General features: G+C 54.8%; 6 protein-coding genes. 3 read left to right on the forward strand and 3 right to left on the reverse strand.

Translation table 11 applies throughout. The features are described from left to right. The 3 genes from WBC85_RS00005 to WBC85_RS00015 form a co-directional block, all read left to right on the forward strand. Nucleotides 1-829, forward strand: an 829-nt coding sequence (locus WBC85_RS00005) for a molybdopterin oxidoreductase family protein (RefSeq protein ID WP_424432636.1), incomplete at its 5' end; no start/stop codon positions are given. Next, the gene (locus WBC85_RS00010; protein ID WP_424432637.1) at nucleotides 826-1,599 is read left to right on the forward strand and encodes a 4Fe-4S dicluster domain-containing protein; all 774 of its coding nucleotides are present in this window, start codon (nucleotides 826-828) and stop codon (nucleotides 1,597-1,599) included. The genes WBC85_RS00005 and WBC85_RS00010, both read left to right, overlap by 4 nt. Continuing rightward, nucleotides 1,599-2,471: a dimethyl sulfoxide reductase anchor subunit family protein gene (locus tag WBC85_RS00015; protein ID WP_424432638.1), complete on the forward strand. Its 873-nt coding sequence runs from the start codon at nucleotides 1,599-1,601 to the stop codon at nucleotides 2,469-2,471. Before WBC85_RS00010 ends, WBC85_RS00015 begins: the two co-directional genes overlap by 1 nt. Nucleotides 2,472-2,528: 57 nt before the next feature. On the opposite strand, the gene WBC85_RS00020 is transcribed toward WBC85_RS00015, so the two are convergent. Genes WBC85_RS00020 through WBC85_RS00030 form a run of 3 tightly spaced genes read right to left on the reverse strand, consistent with a single transcriptional unit; the run spans nucleotide 2,529 to nucleotide 4,794 of the window. Further along, entirely contained in the window at nucleotides 2,529-3,149 is a 621-nt protein-coding gene (locus WBC85_RS00020) for a DUF1523 family protein (protein WP_424432639.1), read from the reverse strand. 12 nt (nucleotides 3,150-3,161) lie between these two features. Then, the gene (locus tag WBC85_RS00025) at nucleotides 3,162-3,428 is read right to left on the reverse strand and encodes a hypothetical protein (RefSeq protein ID WP_424432640.1); all 267 of its coding nucleotides are present in this window, start codon (nucleotides 3,426-3,428) and stop codon (nucleotides 3,162-3,164) included. A gap of 1 nt (nucleotide 3,429) precedes the next feature. Next, on the reverse strand, nucleotides 3,430-4,794 hold the full coding sequence (locus WBC85_RS00030; protein ID WP_424432641.1) for a DUF6638 family protein: 1,365 nt from the start codon (nucleotides 4,792-4,794) through the stop codon (nucleotides 3,430-3,432). Nucleotides 4,795-4,864 lie beyond the last annotated feature (70 nt).

The raw sequence follows: 4,864 nt of genomic DNA on the forward strand, positions 1-4,864 counted from the left end.
GGCCCAGCTCGATCGCTATATCGAGAACGGCGGCTTTTTTGTAGAACACATCCCCGTAGGCGCGAACTATTATAAACCTTGGAACATGGCCTATCAGGAATGGGCCGTTGGCATGGGCATTATCGACAAGCCTGAACCCTACCTGTTCCAGCTCTACGTCGAACCCATGCGCAAATTCCAACGCGCGGCTGAAGGGCATGGCAAGCGTCAACCACCCGAGCATCTGCGAGAGCGGATCAAGAAAACCATGGACCCTCTGCCTATCTGGTACGCACCCTTTGAGGATAGCGCGGTTGATGTGAATGAATATCCCGTTCACGCCCTTACGCAGCGCCCCATGGCAATGTATCATTCTTGGGGCAGTCAGAACGCGTGGCTTCGCCAGATCCATGGCCATAACCCACTCTATCTGCCAACTAACCTGATGCAAAAGCATGGACTGAAGGACGAAGACTGGGCGACGGTCAGCTCCATTCACGGCTCTATCACCGTGCCTGTCATGGAAATGGCAGCGTTGAATGCTAATACGGTCTGGACGTGGAATGCGATCGGCAAACGCAAAGGTGCCTGGGCCTTGGAAGAAGACGCGCCAGAAGCCACCAAAGGCTTCTTGTTGAACCACCTCATCCACGAATTGCTCCCGCCCAAAGGCGACGGTCTGCGCTGGTCCAATTCTGATCCGATAACCGGCCAAGCCGCGTGGTTCGATCTACGCGTAAAAATTGAAAAAGCGGCAACGCCGCCGTCAGAAAGCCAACCAAGCTATGCGCCAATAAAATCACCTGTTGGAACCGGCTCCAAAGAACTCAAGTGGAAGGTAGGCAAATGACAACACTTCCCGCATCGACCCAAAAGAAACTCGGCCTCGTTATTGATCTGGATACCTGCGTTGGCTGTCATGCTTGCGTTGTGTCGTGCAAAGGCTGGAACACCGAAAACTACGGTGCGCCGCTGTCGGATCAAAATCCTTACGGCGGCGATCCCTCGGGCACTTTCCTAAACCGCGTGCATAGCTTTGAAGTACAGCCCGAGGCCGGTGCAGCGCAGCTGATCCATTTCCCCAAATCCTGCCTGCATTGTGAAGATGCGCCCTGCGTTACTGTTTGCCCCACAGGTGCAAGCTATAAACGCGTTGAGGACGGGATCGTGCTGGTGAACGAAAGCGATTGTATCGGTTGCGGCCTGTGCGCTTGGGCTTGTCCTTATGGCGCACGCGAGATGGATGCAGCGGAAAAAGTGATGAAGAAATGCACGCTATGCGTAGACCGTATTTACAACGAAAACCTGCCCGAAGAAGACCGTGAACCTGCCTGCGTGCGGACTTGCCCGGCTGGCGCACGTCATTTTGGCGATTTCGCTGATCCAGAAAGCAACGTCTCGATCCTGACTGCCGAGCGCGGCGGTTTCGATCTGATGCCAGAGCAGGGCACCAAACCTGTCAACAAATACCTGCCGCCGCGTCCTAAGGACACGATGGAAGAATTCGACGTGCTCGCGCCGTACCTTGAACCCGTCGCACAGGACGCGGGCGGCTTCCTTGGCTGGCTCGACAAAGCTCTCGACGCGCTACCCGGAAAATCCACGGGAGGAGCAAGATAATGCATCCAGCACCGTCCATTATTCTGTTCACAACCTTGTCTGGCCTCGGGTTTGGCCTGTTGGCATTCCTTGGCCTTGGCATGCCGGGCTCTACTGGCCTTGTCGCCTTTGTCTTCTTCGCAATCGCTTACCTTTTGGCGGTTGGCGGCTTGTTGTTCTCGACCTTCCATCTTGGCCATCCAGAACGCGCACTGAAGGCGTTTAGCCAATGGCGATCTTCCTGGTTAAGCCGTGAAGGGGTTTGCGCCGTTGCCGCCCTGATTGTCATGGCAATCTATGGCATTGGCAGGGTTTTCTTTGCCGAACATTGGCCCCTTATCGGCGGGATCGGAGCACTCTTATCGCTTGCAACTGTGTTCACAACATCGATGATCTATGCGCAACTCAAGACGGTTCCGCGTTGGCATATGCCATTGACCACTCCAATCTTTATGGCGTTCTCAATCGCAGGCGGTGCACTGCTTGCTGGGCAAATTACCTATGCAATTCCATTCTTGATTATCGCGGCAGGCATTCAGATCGCCTATTGGGTTATGGGTGATAGCCGCTTGGCAGCGTCAGGCAGTACCATGCAAAGCGCAACAGGTCTGGGCCATATCGGCACCGTCAAAGCGTTCGAGCCGCCACACACAGGCAGCAACTATCTGATGCGCGAATTCATCCATGTGGTTGGCCGCAAGCACGCACTCAAGCTACGTGTCATTGCGCTTTTGCTCGGCTTTGTTATGCCTGTAATCTTGCTGCTGTTGCCATTCGGGCATGTTTTCGCACTGATCGCGGTGCTATCCCATGTCGCTGGTATCTTAGTGTCGCGTTGGCTCTTCTTTGCGCAAGCCGAACATGTGGTCGGCTTGTACTACGGCAAACGCTAAACGTAAAAAGCCCCCGCTGATCGCTCAGCCGGGGCTTTTCTTAAACGGGCAAAGCGCTTACTTGCGCCAGCTTCCGAACCACTTTTTCACGCCGTCGCTCGTATTGGCAAGGCTATCGCCAGCCTCTTCGAGTACAGGATCAATCCGCGCCATGCGGAACCGGCGCCAGCGCACCCAGACACCCCATACAATCGCGAAGAACAAAAGCAGGATCACGATGTTCAACCATGGGATAATGCGCACATCGGGGCTGTCTACGGCCCGTACACTTACCGCGTTAGGGAAGATCGACATGAACTCGTTGCGCCAACCATAGTGCTTGATGACGACCCATTGCGGCGCGTCGGCGGTTGACTTCAGATCGGCGGCTTCTGCCTGCAAATTCGAGGTATCGAACTTGAAGTAGGGCGGCCAGCCCCAACCGGTGTCCTCGTTGCGATACACCATCACTTGGTCATTCTTCAAACGCGACTGAATGAAGAACACATCGCGGTTCGTTGTCGTCACCGCATTGCCAGTGTCAGGCGCCGCCCAGAAAATCGAATTCTCGCCGAAATCGATCCGTTTTTCATAGGTGTCAGAAACGCGCGCAACATCGTGTTGCGGCAGTGTGTAGTGAAAGAAGGACGCGACCAGCACCCAAAAGGTGATGATGAGTGCCCATTTAATATAGCCCATTCTCAGGCTCCTTTACCAAAAATTTGTGGCGTAGATGATGAACGAGACCACGCAGATCGGGATCACATAGACCCCTAAAATCAACTTGCGGCGCAATGATCCATCATAGTCCAATAGCCCATCACGAACGAAGGCTTCGCGATCGCCCTCTTTGACTTCTTCATCCCACTCTTTTTCCAGCTTCCCACGTCGAACCGAGCGCGAATAAAGCGACAGGCACACGTAAATGACGGATAGCACCAAGAACCCGAAGACCAACAAACGTGCGAGAGCTAACATCCTACTTCCCCCTTACCGCGCCCCAGGGGCCAACGGCTGCAATTTTCTTCGCGCTCACGCCCCAAGGGCCGTCACGCTTGGGCGCGGGTTGCTCCATCTCGGCGTCGTGTCCGAACAAGGCTTCGCGCGCACCTGCTTTGTCCACTTGATACTCGCGATCCAGAAAATCCGCCACATAGGATTTTTTCGTGTCATGCCAGGCCGCGTAAAGCTGATAGAACAGTTCCTTGTGACAGATGAACAACTGACGCACGTCCTTGGGGCTAAGTTGCGCCAGCAGCATATTCACCAGATCACGGTTCGCGTGGTCTGCGCTGCGCAGCGTATAGAAATACGCCGGATGATCGGAGGTAATACGCGGCCAAGCTCCGCCATCCTCTGCCCAACGCAACAAATCTGCAAGGCCATGGAATTCCTCAGGCAAATCCTGCGCATGCTTGCGCGCGAGCGCGCGAATGTCGCGTCGCGTTGCGCCCGCCAGATCAATCCCGCTTTCTTGTGCGGTATCAATCACGATGAAATCCATTTTCTGACGCAGGATCGCAGCCGCATCGATCCCGCGCGCTTTCACGATGGGTTCGACCAGATCGTTGTATTCCAGGAACTTTGCGATCTGATTGCGATCGTCCATGTCGAACACATATTTGATCGGCAATTCGCCCAGCGCGTCCTTGTCGCCCGAAGAGATCACCGCAGGATGATCCATCCCCTGCATCACATACAGCCCGCCAAAATGCGCCGTCCAGAAATTGCGCTGCTCGAATTCCATCAGATCGAGCGCAATCGGATTGCGCGTCACATCGCCCGTGCGCTTGGCCTTGCTAACCATATTGGCGATCAGCACATCATCGAACCACGCATCTTCCTCGCTCATGAAGCGGTCCACATCATTGGCGAGCGCTTGCGCGTCAGCCACTGTTCCGCTTGTCGTGTCCGCCTCGATCTTGATGCGGCGAATGTCGAACAGCCGCGCGGGGCTATCGACGCTATAGACCGAATTCACCAATTCCCCCGCCACCGCATCCTTGGCCGTCAGCGCAAAAAGCTGCGGTTGGTTCTTTAGGATAAATTCCTTGAGAATTTCCCGCGATGTCGAGAACTTCGCGTTGAGCAGCGGCGCTGATTTCTGATCGGTGGTCAGCAAAATAAACTGCCGGTTCACCCCCGCATGGTTGAGGTAGAGCGGGTCGCCCAGCTCATCGCCAATCTCGGGCGAAAAGCCTGAGATATCGATATGGAAATCGCTCAGCTCGGTTTGGTGGTTGGTGAGATGTTTGAGCGCACGGTTATAGCGTTCGATCAGCGCGGGGCTTTCGATGTGGATCAGGTTCCCAAACATAAGGCCGCGTTGGATGAGGTGGATCATTTAGCGCTACTGTTCGAAAACATGGCTTGCCCAAATACTAGAAACAAGCGAACCTTTTTTTCCCAGTACA

Source organism: Planktotalea sp., from assembly GCF_049680325.1.
GTDB lineage: Bacteria > Pseudomonadota > Alphaproteobacteria > Rhodobacterales > Rhodobacteraceae > Planktotalea.

Bases quoted from the DNA above. Each gene is read 5' to 3' on its own strand.
- WBC85_RS00010 (WP_424432637.1), top strand. From the start codon at position 826: ATGACAACACTTCCCGCATCGACCCAAAAGAAACTCGGCCTCGTTATT.
- WBC85_RS00015 (WP_424432638.1), top strand. From the start codon at position 1,599: ATGCATCCAGCACCGTCCATTATTCTGTTCACAACCTTGTCTGGCCTC.
- WBC85_RS00020 (WP_424432639.1), bottom strand. From the start codon at position 3,149: ATGGGCTATATTAAATGGGCACTCATCATCACCTTTTGGGTGCTGGTC.
- WBC85_RS00025 (WP_424432640.1), bottom strand. From the start codon at position 3,428: ATGTTAGCTCTCGCACGTTTGTTGGTCTTCGGGTTCTTGGTGCTATCC.
- WBC85_RS00030 (WP_424432641.1), bottom strand. From the start codon at position 4,794: ATGATCCACCTCATCCAACGCGGCCTTATGTTTGGGAACCTGATCCAC.